At 62.5% G+C, this 16,732-nt stretch carries 22 protein-coding genes; 4 read left to right on the top strand and 18 right to left on the bottom strand.

Features of this window, described 5'->3' with window-relative positions:
- Window positions 1–122: 122 nt before the first annotated feature.
- The 15 genes from WBA38_RS16960 to rpsJ all read right to left on the bottom strand — a co-directional run bounded on the left by WBA38_RS16960 (window position 123) and on the right by rpsJ (window position 9,725).
- Window positions 123–950 carry an ABC transporter permease gene (locus WBA38_RS16960; protein WP_424323156.1) on the bottom strand — a complete coding sequence of 276 codons (828 nt, stop codon included), beginning with the start codon at window positions 948–950 and terminating at the stop codon, window positions 123–125.
- Window positions 947–1,771, bottom strand: a complete 825-nt coding sequence (locus tag WBA38_RS16965) for an ABC transporter permease (protein WP_424323157.1) — start codon at window positions 1,769–1,771, stop codon at window positions 947–949. The genes WBA38_RS16960 and WBA38_RS16965 overlap by 4 nt, the downstream gene beginning before the upstream one ends.
- The gene (locus tag WBA38_RS16970; RefSeq protein ID WP_424323158.1) at window positions 1,768–3,114 is read right to left on the bottom strand and encodes an ATP-binding cassette domain-containing protein; all 1,347 of its coding nucleotides are present in this window, start codon (window positions 3,112–3,114) and stop codon (window positions 1,768–1,770) included. Before WBA38_RS16970 ends, WBA38_RS16965 begins: the two co-directional genes overlap by 4 nt.
- A 185-nt stretch (window positions 3,115–3,299) precedes the next feature.
- Complete coding sequence (locus WBA38_RS16975; protein ID WP_424323159.1) at window positions 3,300–4,232, bottom strand: glycosyltransferase; 933 nt, start codon at window positions 4,230–4,232, stop codon at window positions 3,300–3,302.
- Window positions 4,233–4,458: 226 nt separating this feature from the next.
- The gene (rpsQ, locus tag WBA38_RS16980) at window positions 4,459–4,740 is read right to left on the bottom strand and encodes a 30S ribosomal protein S17 (protein ID WP_424323160.1); all 282 of its coding nucleotides are present in this window, start codon (window positions 4,738–4,740) and stop codon (window positions 4,459–4,461) included.
- On the bottom strand, window positions 4,737–4,970 hold the full coding sequence (gene rpmC, locus WBA38_RS16985; RefSeq protein ID WP_424323161.1) for a 50S ribosomal protein L29: 234 nt from the start codon (window positions 4,968–4,970) through the stop codon (window positions 4,737–4,739). The genes rpsQ and rpmC overlap by 4 nt, the downstream gene beginning before the upstream one ends.
- Window positions 4,970–5,386, bottom strand: coding sequence for a 50S ribosomal protein L16 (gene rplP, locus WBA38_RS16990; RefSeq protein ID WP_009681027.1), 417 nt, complete (start codon window positions 5,384–5,386; stop codon window positions 4,970–4,972). Before rplP ends, rpmC begins: the two co-directional genes overlap by 1 nt.
- Before the next feature lie 4 nt (window positions 5,387–5,390).
- The gene (gene rpsC / locus WBA38_RS16995) at window positions 5,391–6,200 is read right to left on the bottom strand and encodes a 30S ribosomal protein S3 (protein WP_424323162.1); all 810 of its coding nucleotides are present in this window, start codon (window positions 6,198–6,200) and stop codon (window positions 5,391–5,393) included.
- Between the two features lie 2 nt (window positions 6,201–6,202).
- Window positions 6,203–6,613, bottom strand: a complete 411-nt coding sequence (gene rplV, locus WBA38_RS17000; RefSeq protein WP_424323163.1) for a 50S ribosomal protein L22 — start codon at window positions 6,611–6,613, stop codon at window positions 6,203–6,205.
- Between the two features lie 2 nt (window positions 6,614–6,615).
- The gene (gene rpsS / locus WBA38_RS17005; RefSeq protein WP_045823701.1) at window positions 6,616–6,897 is read right to left on the bottom strand and encodes a 30S ribosomal protein S19; all 282 of its coding nucleotides are present in this window, start codon (window positions 6,895–6,897) and stop codon (window positions 6,616–6,618) included.
- A gap of 16 nt (window positions 6,898–6,913) precedes the next feature.
- Window positions 6,914–7,750, bottom strand: coding sequence for a 50S ribosomal protein L2 (gene rplB, locus WBA38_RS17010; RefSeq protein ID WP_424294982.1), 837 nt, complete (start codon window positions 7,748–7,750; stop codon window positions 6,914–6,916).
- Window positions 7,751–7,782: 32 nt separating this feature from the next.
- Entirely contained in the window at window positions 7,783–8,088 is a 306-nt protein-coding gene (rplW, locus tag WBA38_RS17015; protein ID WP_424294980.1) for a 50S ribosomal protein L23, read from the bottom strand.
- Window positions 8,089–8,090: 2 nt separating this feature from the next.
- Window positions 8,091–8,750 (bottom strand): 50S ribosomal protein L4, encoded by a 660-nt coding sequence (gene rplD / locus WBA38_RS17020; protein ID WP_424294978.1) that lies wholly within the window; start codon window positions 8,748–8,750, stop codon window positions 8,091–8,093.
- On the bottom strand, window positions 8,747–9,403 hold the full coding sequence (rplC, locus tag WBA38_RS17025; RefSeq protein ID WP_424294977.1) for a 50S ribosomal protein L3: 657 nt from the start codon (window positions 9,401–9,403) through the stop codon (window positions 8,747–8,749). The genes rplD and rplC overlap by 4 nt, the downstream gene beginning before the upstream one ends.
- Before the next feature lie 16 nt (window positions 9,404–9,419).
- Window positions 9,420–9,725 carry a 30S ribosomal protein S10 gene (gene rpsJ, locus WBA38_RS17030; protein ID WP_003938093.1) on the bottom strand — a complete coding sequence of 102 codons (306 nt, stop codon included), beginning with the start codon at window positions 9,723–9,725 and terminating at the stop codon, window positions 9,420–9,422.
- A 479-nt stretch (window positions 9,726–10,204) separates the two neighbouring features.
- Between rpsJ and WBA38_RS17035 the strand changes: the two genes are divergently transcribed.
- The 4 genes from WBA38_RS17035 (at window position 10,205) to WBA38_RS17050 (ending at window position 12,970) form a co-directional block, all read left to right on the top strand.
- Window positions 10,205–10,705 (top strand): hotdog fold domain-containing protein, encoded by a 501-nt coding sequence (locus tag WBA38_RS17035; protein WP_424323164.1) that lies wholly within the window; start codon window positions 10,205–10,207, stop codon window positions 10,703–10,705.
- Complete coding sequence (locus tag WBA38_RS17040) at window positions 10,702–11,433, top strand: DsbA family protein (RefSeq protein ID WP_424323165.1); 732 nt, start codon at window positions 10,702–10,704, stop codon at window positions 11,431–11,433. The genes WBA38_RS17035 and WBA38_RS17040 overlap by 4 nt, the downstream gene beginning before the upstream one ends.
- A gap of 123 nt (window positions 11,434–11,556) precedes the next feature.
- Window positions 11,557–12,300 (top strand): DsbA family protein, encoded by a 744-nt coding sequence (locus tag WBA38_RS17045; RefSeq protein ID WP_424294958.1) that lies wholly within the window; start codon window positions 11,557–11,559, stop codon window positions 12,298–12,300.
- 4 nt (window positions 12,301–12,304) lie between these two features.
- On the top strand, window positions 12,305–12,970 hold the full coding sequence (locus WBA38_RS17050; RefSeq protein ID WP_424323166.1) for a vitamin K epoxide reductase family protein: 666 nt from the start codon (window positions 12,305–12,307) through the stop codon (window positions 12,968–12,970).
- A gap of 65 nt (window positions 12,971–13,035) precedes the next feature.
- Here WBA38_RS17050 and mftG read toward each other — a convergent pair whose 3' ends face one another.
- From mftG to mftE, 3 genes are read right to left on the bottom strand one after another with little or no spacing between them, the layout of a single operon-like run.
- Window positions 13,036–14,361 carry a mycofactocin system GMC family oxidoreductase MftG gene (gene mftG / locus WBA38_RS17055; protein ID WP_424323167.1) on the bottom strand — a complete coding sequence of 442 codons (1,326 nt, stop codon included), beginning with the start codon at window positions 14,359–14,361 and terminating at the stop codon, window positions 13,036–13,038.
- Complete coding sequence (gene mftF, locus WBA38_RS17060) at window positions 14,301–15,704, bottom strand: mycofactocin biosynthesis glycosyltransferase MftF (protein WP_424323168.1); 1,404 nt, start codon at window positions 15,702–15,704, stop codon at window positions 14,301–14,303. The genes mftG and mftF overlap by 61 nt, the downstream gene beginning before the upstream one ends.
- Window positions 15,701–16,414: a mycofactocin biosynthesis peptidyl-dipeptidase MftE gene (mftE, locus tag WBA38_RS17065; RefSeq protein WP_424323169.1), complete on the bottom strand. Its 714-nt coding sequence runs from the start codon at window positions 16,412–16,414 to the stop codon at window positions 15,701–15,703. The genes mftF and mftE overlap by 4 nt, the downstream gene beginning before the upstream one ends.
- Between the last annotated feature and the right edge of the window lie 318 nt (window positions 16,415–16,732).

The following is a 16,732-nucleotide window of genomic DNA, read 5'->3' on the forward strand; positions in this document are numbered from 1 at the left end:
CCCCCTGAACCCCAGCAGCACCTTAAGACCAATCTAATATAGCTGCAGCGTGTCTTCGCGACATCGCAACGATGCCTTTACCCATCGTTCACCGTGCCGCCCTCAACGAGCAAATGTGCATGTCAGTGACCTGTCGCAGCCTTCCGATAGCCGCGTAAAGCGGGGTAAAGACTGCAGGCAACGAGGACAACGGTCCAAATTGCAACCTTCACCAACGCGATTGTTATGGGTCCACCCACCGCGAACGACCGCATGAGGTCGATCGCGGGAGTCATCGGCTGGTTCGCGACTATCGGTTGCATCCAACCCGGGTACGCATCAACCGGCGAGAAGCCAGAATTGAAGAACATGAGAACGCTCATTAGGAGACCCAAGTACTGGACCAATGGAGCCCCCGGCGGGGAGTTCACTGCGAGCGCCAACCCGAACACCGCGTAGGCACCACCGAAGATCACCGGGACCGCGATCAGCCCCAAGGCACCGAGCACCCCCTGCTCGAAGCGGAATCCCATGGCATATCCGACAGCCAACAGGACGATCGTCAGCACGAAGATTCGGATCACCTCGGCAACTACCCTCGCCGTAAGGTCCGCAGCACGATTGATTGGCAACACGTAGAGGCGGGCCAGCAACCCCGTCGAACCTTCCTTGTTCAACCGCACGGCCGAAACCATCGACCCGCTCATCGCACCGACAAGAATCATCAGCGGCACAGTGCCATACAAGCTGTTTTGCCCAGTAGCGGAACCGACCGCATCCCCGAGGACAACCTTCAGCAGAACCATCGAGATCGCCGGGATGACGAAAGACTGGAGCACCGTCGGGACGTCCCGAACATAGACAAGGACCTGCCGCGCGGCCAGAATTACGGAACCACGAATCCAAGCGCGGGACGATCCTTCCGGAGGACCGTCAACCACCGGAATTTCGGTCGCTATCGCGAATGTCATCCCGCCACCTTTCGTGAGCCCTTAACGAGCAGTGCCCCGGCCGCGATCGCAAGTCCGACGCTCCACCAGACAGAGGCCTGCACCGTCGACCAAGTCAGCGGAAGTGGCGAGTCCGCCGCCCTCATCACCGAAACGAACTGAGAAATCGGTTGATTTCGGGCAAATCCGCGGATCCATTCTGGGAACTGCGCCTCGGGCACAAAACCGGTCGACACCATGCCAAGAATCATTGTCGGCAAGCCGAGCATTTGACTCGTAGCCTCAGGACTTCCCGCGACCAGGCCGACCCCATCTGATAGCAGCGATAGGAGCGCTCCAATTAGGAGTGCAACGCCAAACAATCCGATGGTCCCGAGAACACCGCCGGACGGTCGCCAACCGATCAACAAGCAAGCGATCCCGCTGCACACGAGCGACACGACGAGCAGCACCGTGTTGGTGGCTTGCCGCGAAAGGAACGGCACCGCGCCCGGCATCGGCAGAACTCGAAATCGTGCGTTGATCCCCTCCTTGACATCGAACGCCGAGCGCATGGCAGCAGAAGTCGCAGCGAAGCTAATCGACATCAAGAGGATGATCGGAGTCAGGAAGGTTGCGTAATCCATGTTCGGCGACGAATCCATCACCTTGCGAAGCGGGATGTAGAAGCAAACCGCGACGAACGCGGGGGCAATGAAAGCAAATACGAATTCGCCGTTCCGAAGCACCGTGAGAAGTCCCCGCACGGTCAATGTCCACCATTGACGCAGATACAAGGCACCCCCGGCAGCGCGCCTTTCCTGCACCAGTTGAGGCGCTCGACCCGGAGTCGTGCCAGTCACTCGGATTCGTCCAATACGTGTGAGGACGGTGCCGATCGGTCGGCGGTCAGCGCGAGAAACACCTCGTCCAACGACGGCCTACGCAACGCAATATCCGCCAGTGGGATCTCTGCCGCCTCGGTCCGTCGCATCACTTCCGCCAATGTCTTCGGGCCGTTCGGCGCGGGAATCGATACCGTGCCTGAGGATTCTTCCCGTTCTACCGCTCCCATCATGTCGCGGAGTTTCGCCCTCAGGCGAGGCAGGTATGCCGGATGCGCCGGTGTGATCTCGCAGTACGCAGCACCGGTCTCAGCCTTCAATTCATCTGACGTACCTTCGGCAATGACACGACCTCCGTCGATAACGACGATGCGGTCCGACAGCATGTCGGCCTCTTCGAGATACTGCGTCGTGAGCAGGATCGTCACCCCAGAATCACGCAGTTGTTCCACAATATTCCACACGTCTTGTCGACTGCGTGGATCAAGTCCCGTGGTCGGCTCATCGAGAAAGACCACCTCGGGTTGGGTCACAAGACCACAGGCGATATCGATTCGCCGACGCATACCGCCCGAATACTGCATCACCCGCCGACCGGCAGCATCGGTCAATCCAAACTCGGCGAGCAGTTCGTCGGCTCGCGCCGTCGCACGCTTCTTCGACATCCCAAGGAGACGCCCGAACAGCACGAGGTTTTCTCTGCCCGTCAGTGATTCATCAAGCGCCGCAAACTGCCCGGTCAGCATTATTGAGCGTCGGACAGCTGGGGCATCGCCCGCCACATCATGGCCAGCGACGTGCGCCGAACCGCCATCAGGCTTCAGCAACGTACAGAGCATATTGACCGTGGTCGTCTTCCCGGCACCATTCGGCCCCAGAAGCGCTACGATCCGCCCCTTCGGCACCGCGAAGCTGACGTCGTGGACTGCGACCACATCCCCGAATCGCTTATGGAGATTCGATGCCTCAATCGCGAACCCGTTGGCCGACTGGGCGCTCGCTGCCGCCTCGACCGGCAGGCTGGGAAAAGCAACCGTACGGGCCGCCGCGTTCGAGACTGCTTCGGCTCGATCGGATACTAGTTCGATCGGGTCGACTGTCCGAGGCGACAGGACATCCCACATCGGATGGGTTGGCGGCGAGACTCGTTGGACGTCAATACGTTCGGCAGGCGCCGGCAAGGTCGCGGATTCGGGAGGGGACGGTGTCTCTACGCCACTGAGTTCCGTTCGCCACGCGCGCAACTCCTTGAGAACTGGATCGTCCTCGGGAACCCAGGGCATCGTGTCTCGCAATGGATCAGACACGATCCGAGAATGTCTGGGACCAGTCGTTTCACTACCGGGCGTACGTTCCCACATGCGTTTCCTCCACTAACTCCATGGCCAAAACGCAGAATCGACCGACCGTACAGGCATTCGACAAGGTGCAAATACCCGACACGTTCGACCCAACCTCTGCGCCACAGATGCGACTCCCCAGCCCTCAGCTAGCCTAACAAGTGCCATCCGATCGAGAGGATTGCATTCGCGCACAGCACTTTCCATCAGCCGGTTGGCGGTGGTGCTGCCGAATCACTACCGCCCAAATCTCGGCCAGTTGTGATCAATGCACGCTCACGTTCCAGCGGCACAAACAGGCGGTGCGGTCGCCACGTTTTGCTGTCGTTATCCCAGGGTCGCAGGACGATCCAAAGGAAGAACGCCATGATGAGCCGGAATGGCAGGTCCAGTCGCATCCGACGCAAGGCGACGTCATTTCCGCGCGCTTTCGCAGTCCGGACGCCGCCCGACAAATAGTGCCAGTTCCGGACCGGTGAAAACCGCAGTTGCCGACCGGAGGTGTCCACGACCATTCCGGGATGCAATCTACTCCGGACCCCCTGCTCAGCAAGCGCAAGCGAGAGGTCGAGGTCATCCCAAATGTCTGGCCTTCGGGTCAACTTGTCGCTGACTAGTTCCCAACATTCTCGGCGCATCGCAAGGTTGGCGCCCGCAAGCGATTCAATGTCGCGCCCTTCGGCGAACTTCGCCGCCGCCTTAGTCTGCATTGCCAATAATCGCTCACGTGCTGGTCCGTCCGACAACATCACCAGACCCGTGATTGCACCGTAGTCGGTGTTCTCTGGGTCGCTGAAGAAATCCATCATCGCTTCCGCCCAATTGGCCGTCACGAGGCTGTCTGCATCGGTGCGACCGATGATCTCTCCGCTGGCCGTGGAAAATCCAGTTGCCACCGCTTCAACCACCCCTTTGGCGGGCTCCGACACTAACCTCACCCGGGCAAACCCGCTAGCGGTACACGCGCCACCGTAGTGATCCACGTACGTCTTGACGACGCTCGCGGTTGAGTCAGTGGACCCATTGTCGATGACGACAATCTCGTCGATTGGATGAGTCTGGTTCAGCAGATTGTCCAGGCATGCCGCAATCGACGCCTCTTCGTTAAACGCGGGAACCAGTACGGAGAGTGTTTGCATAGTGCCCTCCAAAGAATGGATAGATGATCACAATAGCCTCATAGCTCTCGCCCATTCAGACAATCAACGGCTGCGGCCCGTTGGCTTGAGGCCGCGACGTGATCTCCCGGTACCGATGATGCCTGGTCGTTCATCAAACCAAAAGCAACAAACCGCCCGTTCCCGGACTTCTCCGGGAACGGGCGGTTTGTTTGTTTAGTTCGTCGCTGTGAAGCGCCGATCGGGCCTACTTAGCCTTCTCGAGCACCTCGACGAGACGCCAGCGCTTGGTTGCCGACAGGGGTCGGGTTTCCATGATGCGGACGCGGTCGCCAATGCCGGCCACCTGCTCCTCATCGTGCGCCTTGACCTTGCTGGTCTTGCGGATGATCTTGCCGTAGAGCGGGTGGCTCTTGCGATCTTCCAGCTCGACCGTGATGGTCTTGGTCATCTTGTCACTGACGACGTAGCCGATCCGCTCTTTGCGGCTGGCGCGATCTTCGGTGTTCACCTTCTGGTCCTCACTCATGCGTCTTCACCCTCCGGTCCGGACGCCAGGCCCAGTTCACGCTCACGCATGACCGTGTAGATGCGCGCGATTTCGCGACGCACGGTACGCAGACGGCGATTGTTGTCGAGCTGACCGGTTGCCATCTGGAAGCGAAGGTTGAAGAGCTCTTCCTTCGATTCCTTGAGGCGCGCGACCAGGTCGGGATCGCTGAGCTCGCGGAGCTCAGTTGCTGCAACTCCGAGTGCCATCAGAACTGCTCCTCTCGGGTCACGATACGGGTCTTGATGGGGAGCTTGTGCTGTGCGCGGCGCAGGGCCTCGCGAGCGGTCTCCTCATTGGGGTAGCTCATCTCGAACAGCACGCGGCCCGGCTTAACCGGGGCCACCCACCACTCGGGCGAACCCTTACCGGAACCCATGCGGGTTTCGGCAGGCTTCTTCGTGATCGGGCGGTCCGGGAAGATATTGATCCAGACCTTGCCGCCACGCTTGATGTGGCGGTTGATCGCGATACGAGCAGACTCGATCTGACGGTTGGTGATGTATGCACCTTCCAAAGCCTGGATGCCGTAGTCACCGAAAGTGACCTTGGTTCCGCCCTTGGCCCGGCCCTTAAGGCTGGGGTGGTGCTGCTTGCGGTGCTTGACCCTGCGAGGGATCAACATGGCCTCAGCCCTCCTGGTTTTCCGCCGGCGCAGCAGCCTCAGCAGGCGCAGCTGCGCTTGCTTCAGTAGCCTGCGCCGCCTCGGGACGACCGCCCTGGCCGGCACGCGCATCGCGGCGCGGACGGCTCGGACGACGCGGACCGCGGCGGTCCTCGGCAGGTGCAGCAGCGGCCAGCTCACGACGGCCGCCGACGATGTCACCCTTGTAGATCCACACCTTCACGCCAATGCGGCCGAAGGTGGTGCGTGCCTCGTAGAGCCCGTAGTCGATGTCGGCGCGCAGCGTATGCAGCGGCACGCGACCTTCGCGGTAGAACTCCTTGCGGCTCATTTCCGCGCCGCCAAGACGACCCGAGCACTGGACTCGGATGCCCTTGACGCCCGGCTGACGCATGGCCGACTGAATGGCCTTGCGCATGGCGCGACGGAAAGCAACACGGTTGCTGAGCTGCTCGGCCACACCCTGTGCGACGAGCTGAGCGTCAGCCTCGGGGTTCTTGACCTCGAGGATGTTCAGCTGAACCTGCTTGCCCGTCAGCTTCTCCAGGTCGCCACGGATGCGATCGGCTTCGGCGCCACGGCGACCGATGACGATGCCCGGACGGGCGGTGTGGATGTCGACGCGGACGCGGTCACGGGTGCGCTCGATCTCAACCTTCGAGATACCTGCGCGCTCGAGCCCGGTGCTCAACAGCTTGCGGATGGCGACATCTTCCTTGACGTATTCCGCGTACTGCTTGTCGGCGTACCAACGCGAATTCCAGTCAGTGGTGATGCCCAGCCGGAAGCCGTGCGGGTTGATCTTCTGGCCCACGGTTAGGCTCCCTTCGTCTTCGGCTGCTGCTTACGACGGCCGTTTCCGCTGCTCTTTTCCACAGCCGACACAACCACGGTGATGTGGCTGGTGCGCTTGCGGATACGGAAGGCACGGCCCTGTGCACGCGGCTGGAACCGCTTGAGGGTCGGACCTTCATCAGCGAAAGCTTCCGAGATCACGAGGGTCCGACGATCCAGACCGACATTGTTCTCGGCGTTAGCAATCGCGCTAGCCAGCACCTTGTAAACGGGCTCGCTCGCGGCCTGCGGAGCAAACCGCAGGATATCGAGTGCCTCGTCCACGTTCTTACCGCGGACCAGGTCGATCACGCGGCGTGCCTTCATCGGGGTGACGCGAACAAACTTCGCAGTCGCCCGTGCGCTCTGCACGTTCTCAGTCTCAGTAGTCATGATTACCGGCGCTTCGCTTTCCGGTCATCCTTGATGTGACCCTTGAAGGTGCGGGTGGGTGCAAATTCGCCCAGCTTGTGTCCCACCATCGAGTCCGACACGAACACGGGCACGTGCTTGCGGCCATCATGGACTGCAAAGGTGTGACCGATGAAGTCGGGGATGATGGTCGAGCGGCGCGACCAGGTCTTGATGACCTGCTTGGTGCCCTTCTCGTTCTGAACATCCACCTTCTTCAGGAGGTGGTCGTCGACGAACGGGCCTTTCTTCAGGCTGCGTGGCATTTTTTACCTCCTCCTATTATCGCTTGTTCTTGCCGGTACGACGGCGACGGACGATCATCTTGTCGCTGGCCTTGGTCTTGCGGGTGCGGCCCTCAGGCTTACCCCACGGGCTGACCGGGTGGCGACCACCCGAAGTCTTGCCCTCGCCACCACCGTGCGGGTGGTCGACCGGGTTCATCACAACACCGCGGACGGTAGGACGCTTGCCCTTCCAGCGCATGCGGCCGGCCTTACCCCAGTTGATGTTCGACTGCTCGGCGTTGCCGACCTCGCCGACCGATGCGCGGCAGCGCACGTCGACGCGACGGATTTCACCGGAAGGCATACGCAAGGTCGCGTACGGACCTTCCTTGCCCAACAGCTGGATCGAAGCACCGGCGGAGCGAGCCATCTTGGCACCGCCGCCCGGACGCAGCTCCACGCAGTGGATCTGGGTACCGGTCGGGATGTTGCGCAACGGCAGGTTGTTACCCGGCTTGATGTCGGCGTTCGCGCCCGACTCGACGACGTCGCCCTGCTTCAGGTTCTTCGGCGCCAGGATGTAGCGCTTTTCCCCATCCACGTAGTGCAGCAGCGCGATGCGCGCCGTGCGGTTGGGGTCGTATTCGATGTGCGCGACCTTGGCGTTGATGCCGTCCTTGTCGTTACGACGGAAGTCGATCAGACGGTAGGCGCGCTTGTGACCGCCACCGCGGTGACGGGTGGTGATACGACCGTGTGCGTTGCGACCACCAGTGCTGTGCAGCGGGCGCACCAGCGACTTTTCCGGGTGCGAGCGGGTGACCTCAGAGAAGTCGGCACCACTCGAACCGCGGCGACCGGGGGTCGTCGGCTTGTATTTACGAATTGCCATGAGAATTAGTACCTACTCTTCTTCGCGGGCGGTCAGGAGACCGCGCCCCCGAAGATCTCGATGGGCTTGCTGTCAGCGGACAGCGTCACGATGGCGCGCTTGGTGTTCTTGCGCTTGCCGAAGCCCGAGCGGGTGCGCTTGCGCTTGCCCTGACGATTGGCGGTGTTGACGCTGGTGACCGTCACATCGAAGATCGCCTCAATGGCAATCTTGATCTGAGTCTTGTTCGACTCCGGGTGCACCAAGAAGGTGTACACGTTGTCTTCGATCAGCCCGTAAGCCTTCTCCGAGATCACCGGCGCCAGGATGATGTCACGCGGGTCTGCCTGCGTAGCCATTCCTAGGCCTCCTTCTTCTGGTTCTGCTCGATGAAGGCGTTCAGAGTCTCAACGCTGAACACGACCTCATCCGAGTCGAGGACGTCGTAGGTGTTGAGCTGATCCGGCGCGATCGGCAGGACGTTGTCCAAGTTCGCGACGCTCTTCCAGCCGGTGATGTCCTCACGGGACAGCACGACGAGGAACTTACGGCGCGTGCTCAGCAGCTCCAAGAACTTGCGGGCAGCCTTGGTCGACGGCACCTGGCCGGCAACGAGTTCGGTGACCACGTGGATGCGCTCGTTACGAGCACGGTCGGACACGGCGCCGCGCAGTGCAGCAGCCTTGACCTTCTTGTTCACCTTCTGTGTGTAGTCACGCGGCTGCGGACCGTGGACAGTGCCACCGCCAGCGAACTGCGGAGCGCGGATCGAACCCTGACGGGCGCGACCGGTGCCCTTCTGGCGGTAAGGCTTTGCGCCACCGCCAGCGACCTCGCCACGAGTCTTCGTGGAGTGCGTGCCCTGACGGCCTGCGGCCTGCTGGGCGACGACAACCTGATGCATGAGCGCAATGCTTGCGGTCGCATCGAAGATCTCGGCGGGCAGATCAACGGTTCCGTTGACGCTGCCATCGGCATTGCGGACGTCGAGCGTCAGCTTGGTTGCGGTTTCGGTGCTCACTTGGCGCCACCCTTCACTGCGTCGCGGACCACCACGATGCCGCCCTTGCGGCCGGGGATCGCGCCCTTGATCAACAGCAGGCCGGCTTCAGCATCCACCTTGTGGATGGTGAGGTTCTGCGTGGTCACCTTGTCGGAGCCCATGCGACCTGCCATGCGGGTGCCCTTGAAGACACGACCGGGAGTTGCACAGCCGCCGATGGAACCCGGCGAACGGTGAACGCGGTGCGTACCGTGGCTGGCACCCAGACCGGCGAAGCCGTGACGCTTCATGACGCCGGCGAAGCCCTTGCCCTTGGAAATGCCGGTGACGTCGACCTTCACACCGTCGGTGAAGATGTCAGCGCCCAGCTCCTGACCAACCTCGAAGGCCGAGGTGTCATTGACACGAATCTCGGTGAGGTGGCGGCGCGGGGTAACTCCGGCCTTGGCGAACTGACCGGAAACCGGCTTGTTTACCTTGCGGGGGTCGATGGCACCGTAGGCGAGCTGAACTGCCGTGTAGCCGTCACGGTCTGCAGTACGCAGCTGAGTGACGACATTGGAGCCGGTCGCGATAACGGTGACCGGGACGACCCGGTTGTTTTCGTCGAAAACCTGAGTCATACCGAGCTTGGTGCCCAGGATGCCCTTGGTTGCTTTCTGATTGCTCATTTAGTCCAATCCCCCGTCACTGAATATTGACGTCGACACTGGCCGGGAGGTCGATACGCATGAGCGCGTCAACCGTCTTCGGCGTCGGGTCGAGGATGTCGATGAGTCGCTTGTGAGTGCGCATCTCGAAGTGTTCGCGGCTGTCCTTGTACTTATGCGGCGAACGGATAACGCAGTACACATTCTTTTCGGTCGGCAATGGCACCGGCCCGACCACGCGTGCACCCGTGCGGGTCACGGTCTCCACGATCTTGCGCGCAGAAGCGTCGATCGCCTCGTGGTCGTAGGCCTTGAGCCTGATGCGGATCTTCTGTCCCGCCACGCTGTGTCCTCTTCCGTCTGATCATCTCTCGAGAGCAGAACACCGCGTGACTTCACACCCGTACACAAAATGCACGAGCGGCAACTGATGCCACATGACCACGCCATATGACATTTGGCGGATCGACGCTGTTCTACTGTCGTTGTACGTGCCGGTCTTTCGTCCGGCTGTCAGCAATTGCCGACTGAGCCTCCGGCACCCGCGGTCGGGCGTGTCGGACCGGTCCTTCGGACCAAATGATCCGAATTCTCCACCGAGGTGGTTCCGCGTTACACGCCCAGCGCCGCGTTTAGCGGTCCTGGAAGTTTGTACGCCTCTACGCGAGGCAACCTGAATAGTATGCACCAGCGTCCCGGCGACATCAAATCCCCTTTCCTCGCCGAAGCGAGGCGTTCGTCACAGGTCCGTCGCGTCGCCCATCTTCAAGCCCCACAAGTGACGGCTACCGCGAGTAACAGATACCTATTAGCCTTGCGAGCATGACTGACCACACCAACGGCTCGCAAACCAAGTTGAGTCCGACGTACGCGATGCGCAAGAAACTCCCTGCGGGACGCATTGGTAATGCCTTGTTCAGCCTCGGCATGGTGGCCCGCGTTCCATACTTCGGAACCATCCTTCCGCTCGTGGAAGAGATGACGCCCGGATACTGCCGGGTGTCCGCCCCCAACTGGTTCGGCGTCCACAACCACGTCGGCACCTTCCACGCGATCGCGGCATGCAATCTAGCCGAGACCGCCATGGGGATGCTGATGGAGTCGACCGTCCCGACCACCCATCGCTGGATCCCCAAGGCAATGAACACCCAGTATCTGGCAAAAGCAGGCACGCGTCTGACTGCTCATGCTGAACTCGCCGAACCAGTGCTCTTCGACGAGATCACCGAAGGCACCGATGTCGTGATCGCAATCCGCATTCTCGACACCGCGGGCACCGAGGTCGTCCACTGCGACATCACCACCTGGGTAACTCCGGCATGAAGCGCTTCCGCACTGCCCTGGTAGGGGCTGCAGCCACCGTCGCACTGCTTTCCGGCTGCAGCGTGGACGGCTCGGCCATCAAGGCCGCAGGCAGCGAATCGACCGAGACCTCCACCGACCTCTTCCCATCGCAACCGACACCAACGTCGTCACCGTCGGGTGCGCCCATCACGGCAGACGGCGCATTCCGTATCAGCGAGTCCGACAACGCCCGCGTCGTCGTCACCATCATCGAAGACCTCGCCTGCCCGGCATGCAAAGCCTTCGAGGGCGCCTACCGCGAAACGCTCGGTACCATCGCCAACTTGCCCGGTGCCGCCGTCGACTACCGGATCATTTCGTTCCTCGACCGCATGAGTTCCGACGACTACTCATCTCGGGCGGCGAATGCTTCGCATTGCGTGTGGAATCGTCCCGGTGACAACACCGCGCGCCAAGATACGTGGCTGAAGTTCCACGAGTCGCTGTTCACGAAGCAGCCCAGCGAAGGCGGCCGCGGCCTCCCCGACGCCGACCTCATCGCTCTGGCAAAAGCTGCAGGTGCCAACGGCGTCGCCGACTGTATTACGTCGAAGAGGTACGCCGCGGAGGTCGCCGAGACCACCTCGAACACCATGGATCAGCCCGGATTTAGCGGCACCCCGACCGTGATGCTGAATGGTCAAGACGTGGACATACGGTCCGTGAGCACCCTTCTCGAACAGGTCGAAAAGCTCCTACCCCGGTAGCTTTGGACCCTAATCATCACCTCTGTAATGCGTTTCTTAGGAGACGGCAAGTAGGGTTGCACCAGAAATGTCTGGGCACCTCCATGCCCGGAACTCCTTGAGACCTACCGGAGGAAGTCAATCGTGGCGCAGAACAAGCGGACCGTCATCGACCCCAGGCAGGCCGATCGCCGCCGTTCCCTGATGTGGAAGATCCTGTCGGTCGTCGTGCTGATTATCCTCGCGGCCATCGTCGCGTTCTGGGCGATCAGCTCCAACTCGGAGGACTCTGCGACCGGCGGCACCGACGTGCCAACCGTCTTGACCGACAACGGTTCCATCCGGATCACCGGCGCACCCGCAAATACCGAACCCAAGGCCGTCGTCACGGTCGTCGAAGACTTCCAGTGCCCGGCCTGCGGAGCCTTCGAGCAGTCGTCGGGCCAGACCCTGACCGAACTCGGCAAGCGTGCGGACGTCGCCGTCGACTACCGGCCCATCGCCTTCCTTGACCGCGGTCAGACCTCGTACTCGACAAACGCGATGAACGCCTCCCTCTGCGTTGCCGAATCCATTGGTAAGGACGGCGACAAGAGCAAGTGGCTCGCCTTCCACAACAGCCTCTTCGTGAACCAGCGCCCCGAGGGCAGCGCGGGCTTCGACGACGGCGAACTCAACAAAATGGCCAACGACGCTGGCGTCGAAGGCGTAAAGACGTGCATCTCCGACAAGCAGTTCGGCAAGTGGGTCGCCACCCAGACGCAAACCGTTATGGAGACCCCCGGCTTCACCGGCACGCCGTTCGTCACTCTTAATGGCAAACCCCTCGAAGCCAAGGATCCGGCATCGCTGACCGCGGCGGTTGATGCCGCTGTGGCCGCGAAGTAACGCCATGAGCGACGACGCCAAAGATCTGGCCACCGACCCGGGGCCCGTGGTCGTCACCGAGACAGCGCCCGACGACGCGGTCGCAGCCGGAAGCTTCTGGACACAACTGCGCCCCGTCTCCACCGTCGCGGCGTGGGTCCTCCTGGTGTGCGGCATCCTCGGCCTGGCCGCCGGGATTGCGCTCACCTTGGACCGCATCCAGATCCTGATTGACCCGACGTTTGTCCCGGCGTGCAGCATTAATCCGGTCATCTCGTGTGGATCAGTAATGGTCACTGAACAGGGCAAGTTCTTCGGATTTCCGAATCCGCTCCTGGGCCTGCCAGCATTCACCGTCATCATTGTGACTGCCGTGCTGTCGATTGGCCGCATCAAACTGCCACGCTGGTGGTGGGCAGGTCAGGCCGTCGGCAGCGCTTTTGGCGTTGTCTTCGTCGGATACCTGATTTTCCAGAGCATCTACCGCATCCACGCCTTGTGCCCGTACTGCATGGTGGTCTGGACGATCACGCCGATCGTGCTGATCTTGAGTCTGTCGCGGGTACTGCCCGATACCGAACGCGGACGGTCGGTCCGCGAGACGATGTGGCTGATCTTGCCGTTGTTCTACGTGGTCGTGATTGCGATGGCGACCGTCAAGTTCTGGGACTACTGGCGCACGCTCTTCTGATCATTCCACCGAAACCAACTAGCGCGGCACCCGACATTTCCGTCGGGTGCCGCGTCTATTTGGTTTCACAGTTGCTCGACGATGAGCGCCGCTCCGGCCATCACGCTCAGGTGCGGTCCCGACCGCAAGGGCGAGGCCAGAACGGACCCGTCAACAACGGTCAGTCCGTCGATACGCGGGGCGGTCGCGAGGGCACCCCACGCGTGCGAGGACAAGCCAAACGTGGGGTCGACCGTCACCGATCCCGGTTCCACCAGGTCGGCAAAGTCGGGGGCCGCGAGCATCGCCTCAACGATCCCGACACCGGCGTCGATCCGGGTGTACGACGCCGCATCGGGTTCACCGAGGTCGACCTGCAGCGCGCCGTCCCACCGCAGGGTCCCGACAACCCCCGTCCCCATATCGGCGACGCCGATGGGAATGCCGGCAGCGGGGACGCCGTCGATGAACGCGGCGAAATCGTTGCCATAGCAGCGGATCTCGAGTCGATTCTCGGTGTGAAGAACGGTTTGCAGCAGGGCCGGTGCGGTGACCTCGCGGCGCGGGCGAAAGCGGACCAGCCGTTCCGCGTGTTCAAACACCGTGAGTTCGCCCCCGATGATGGGCAGCACCAGCGCAGCTGAACCCAGCGTGCCCGCCGCCAGTACGACAGTCCCAGCGTCGACCCGACCGCGAGCGGTCTGCACCCCGCTAGCACGACCACCACGTACGACGATCTCCGTCACCGCCGCGCCACCGATCACCCTCCGGTTGGGCCGCGGCTCGGCAAGGAACGCGTCAGCGGCAGTGAAGCGACCGCCGTCGGCCCGATTGCTCCGCACCCGATTGAGTCCGATAATCGGCCACGCCCCACCATCGCTGGCGGGCCCGCGCCGTCGCCAGTAGGCGTCGAAAGCCGATGCGACCGAACCCAACTCGGCATCGTCGAAGGCACTGACCGACATCGCGCCCCCGCCGGCGTCGCCACCATCGAGTTCGTCGAGCACGGCGTCGATGCGCGCCTGCGGGTACGGCCAACTGTCGTAATCGTGTCGGTGCCCACGCAGAAAGTAGCCGCCGTTGATGGTCGACGAACCGCCGAGCCCACCACCGCGAACCACATCCCTGCCGCGCAATTCCGGAAACCGCACCGTCCTCGGTGCACCCGGAGAAATCGGTAGCCGATCAAGTCTGGTTTGCTCCCATTCGGGGAACGCTGCGGGGCCCGCGTCGAGCAGCAGCACCTGACGGTCGGAATCCCGCGAAAGTCGTTCCGCGGCAAGACAGCCCGCGCTGCCCGCACCCACAACCACCACATCGGCTGTCGCGAACGCTGAACCGTGCATGGGAGTCAGGACTTGATGACCGGGCGCAAGGCCGAGAAATCCCGACGCGATACTGCCCCCTGCCACAGACCGAGTCCGTACGCGAAGTCATCGAGTCGGTGAATCACCGAGAAACCGATCGGATCGACCATCGGAGACGCCGGCTCATCCATCCGCGACCGCAGCCACATCACGGCGGCCTCGGCAACCGCCGCCTGAATAAACCACCGCCGAAAGCGGCCCGACACCAGCAGGCACACCAGCGAGACCGGCCAGTAGTGCCGCAGCGCTGCCGACCAAATCTGCAAAACACCGAAGCCCAAGGCGCGGCCCACGTTGCGGGCGGCAATCACATCCCGCTGCGGAACTCCGTTGAGCGGCTTACGAATTCGAGTGAAGATCCATCCGGACAGGAGCGTCGTGATCAACAAACCAATCTTGGTGCGCGACAGCAGCGCGAGCACGGCCGCCGCAATCGGCACGCTCATCATGACCGGGGCAGCAAGGGCACCGTGCCTGCTGGCGAGCTCGGCGGCACCCGTCCCATAGAAGCGGCGGCGGTCGAGCAGCGCCCCCAACGACTCCCGATGGTCGTGCCCGACGTGCGCGATCGGGTCGTAGCGGACGGTCCAACCGTCGGCGTTGGTGCGCCAACACAGGTCGACGTCTTCGGCCACCCGGAGCGACTCGTCAAACCGACTAAAGGCTTCGCGTCGAACCACCATCGCCGCACTCGGCACGTACGCGAGCGACGTACCCGGGCGGACCAAACCTTCACGCGGCCCCATATCGAGCGACGAGTAGCGATTCGCGTAGGCGGCGACGGTGTCTTTGCTGTCGTCGCCGAAGCCGACAATGCGCGGCGCCACAATCCCGACCGCCGGATCCGAAAAGTGACTCAGGAGCATCATCAGCCAGTCGCCCCGCGGCACCGTATCCGAGTCGAGGAACGCAACAAAGCCGGTGGTGGCCGCATCAAAGCCAGCGTTGCGGGCTGCGGCGGGCCCCGCGTTGACATCGAATCGGATGAGCTGAACCAGATCGCTTCCGGGGACAGTCACTGGAACCGGCGACCCGTCGTCGACGACAATCACCTTCAGTCCCGGCAACGCGGCAATCAGTCGGTCGACGCCAGATTGATTGTCGCGCACCGGAATAACGACCGTCACGTCGTCTTCGCCGGGGCCGCGCATGGGGCGCGGCTGCGCGATCCCGGCCTCCAGCAGCGTCCGCGCCAGGCTGCGCGTACCGGCGTCGCACACCTCGATCCGGCCGTCGTCGGAGGTCATGCCGAGCGCGGCGTCGGACAGTTTCAGGACCCGCAGAGGCGACCCGCCAATGAGGTTGCGAAGGTCGCCGCGCTGCACACACCGCTGATCAATCTGCACTTGGAAGCCGACAGGTAGGTCCTTGATCGGTGGAGGGGTCACCGAAGTCTCCCCGCCTCGTCGACGGTCCAGCTTTGCAACGACTGCGCCAGCGAGGCGGCGAGCCCGTCGAGCAAGTCGGTGCCGCGGTCTGCGACCGCGGTGGTCGGATCGCCAAGCACCCCGTTCGACGACACCGCCGCAACCCCACCCGCGCGCATCGATTCCAGAAGTTCGCCGACCGGTGCGGTATTGCCCACCTCGGCGCGGTCGAGGTGCACGCCCGACGGTGCCAGCGCCAACATCACGCTGGTTTCGGTCTGCCCGGCATGGGGGTCGGCCCCGGGGAAGCCGCACGGGAACCAGGCCGCGTCGCGACCCTCGTAACGGAGTCGGGCAACGGCCGCGGCGACGGCGTGCGCATTGCCACCGTGGGCATTGACGAAGACCACCTTGGGTGCCCACCGCATCGCACTGCGACCGAACTCAAGCAGCATTAATTCGAGCACCTCGCGACCAATCGAGATGGTGCCGGGAAATCCTTCGTGTTCACCCGACGCACCATAGGTGATTTCGGGGGCCATCAGCACTTCGCCCGAATCAGTAAGCGCACCAACAGCTTTGCGCGCGACGGCGACCGCGATCTGCGCGTCGGTGTTTAACGGCAGATGCGGCCCGTGCTGCTCAAGGGACCCAACGGGCACCACTAGCAACGGTTTCGCTTCAACTAGTTCGCGCCACGTCCGGGACGCCAATTCGGTCGCCGGTCTCATTGCGACCACGATACCGATCCGGACACGCAATCGGGAGTAGACAGCCCCCAAAGAATTGAACCCGGGGACCAACGAACTGAACCGGGCACCAATTTCCAGGACCCGCCATCACCTTCCGAACCACCGACCCCACGAGTCCTATTTCGACACCTATGTAAGGTGACGAACGTTCAGTGATACGTGCCACTCACCGGTCCCCAATGAGACCGAAGATCGGAGTTTCGACCCTCATGACTACTCCCTCGCGCCAGCCCTCCGGCCGCTCCGGCCCGCTCGCGGGCGTCCGCGTCATCGAGTTCGCGGGCATCGGCCCGGGCC

Source organism: Gordonia sp. (in: high G+C Gram-positive bacteria) (genome assembly GCF_049647785.1).
In the GTDB taxonomy this organism is placed as follows: domain Bacteria; phylum Actinomycetota; class Actinomycetes; order Mycobacteriales; family Mycobacteriaceae; genus Gordonia.